Here is a 1,033-nt window from a genome sequence, read left to right as displayed (position 1 = left end):
CGCTGACTTGGACATGTTCCGTACCTTCAGGTCCTCGATACACACCATCGCTTGATTTTCGCTGATCGTGGTCGTGGCTTTGTGCAGGTAGTCGAGGCGGGCGTTACCGATGCGTGCGTGGATACGCTGGATTCGGGCCTTGGACTTCTTCCAGTTGTTGCTGAATTTCGTCTTGCGGCTCATCGCCCGCTGCGCACGGCGCAGTCTGGCTTCGTGCTTCCTAAAGCTGTTGAGCGGCGCGAGGAAAGTGCCATCGCTCATGGTGGCAAAGCGAGCGATGCCCATGTCGATGCCGATGGCGCTGGTGGCTTTCGGCACAGGTCGCTCGACCTTCCGCTCAGTCTGGATCGAAACAAACCACTTGCCGCCCGAAAGACTGACGCAGGCATTGCGTACCTCACCGAGTACGTCGCGGCTGTTCCTGTATCGCAGCCAGCCCAGCTTGGGCAAAAAGATACGCGAGTTGGTCTAATCAAGCTTGATTTGCTTCTGGTCGGGATAGCGGAAACTGTCGCCCAGACCCTTCTTCTTGAAACGCGGGAAGTCGGCCCGTTTTGCGAAGAAATTTGTGTAGGCCCGCTCCAAGTCCTTGAGCGTCTGTTGAAGAGGATGGACTGGTGCATCGGCCAGCCATGCTGTTTCCGTGCTGTTGCGCCACTCCGTGAGTTGCTTACACAGACCGGCATAGCTGAGCTTCTTTTCGCCTTGATCGTAACGCTGTTTCTGCAACGCCAGCGCCTTGTTATAGACGAACCGGCACGATCCGGCATAACGGCGCATGTTGCGCTGCTGCTCGCCGTTCGGCATCAATTCGTATTTGAAGGCTTGAAGACGCTGCATGGCCCAATCATACTCTTGGCCTATGAGCGACGACAATGACATTCGGCAGAGGACCTGCGCGACATATTTACCGGCGTTTGCGCAGATTTCGAAGCTGAACTGGTGGAGTTCGATGGGGAGGACGATCACGTTCACCTTCTTGTGAACTACCCGCCAAAGGTCGCGGTGTCCGCACTGGTAAACAGCTTGAAAG

2 pseudogenes are annotated in these 1,033 nt (G+C 56.1%); one reads left to right on the top strand and one right to left on the bottom strand.

The annotated features are described in order from the left end of the window. Positions 1 to 840: pseudogene (locus CF68_RS34435) on the bottom strand (RNA-guided endonuclease InsQ/TnpB family protein); the annotation flags it as partial. Between the two features lie 54 nt (positions 841 to 894). On the opposite strand from CF68_RS34435, the pseudogene CF68_RS36845 reads away from it, so the two are divergent. After that, a pseudogene (locus tag CF68_RS36845) lies at positions 895 to 1,033 on the top strand (transposase); the annotation flags it as partial.

Origin of the sequence: Cupriavidus sp. SK-4 (genome assembly GCF_000611125.1) — a bacterium.
Lineage (GTDB): Bacteria > Pseudomonadota > Gammaproteobacteria > Burkholderiales > Burkholderiaceae > Cupriavidus > Cupriavidus necator.
This window is presented reverse-complemented; position numbering and strand designations above follow the sequence as displayed.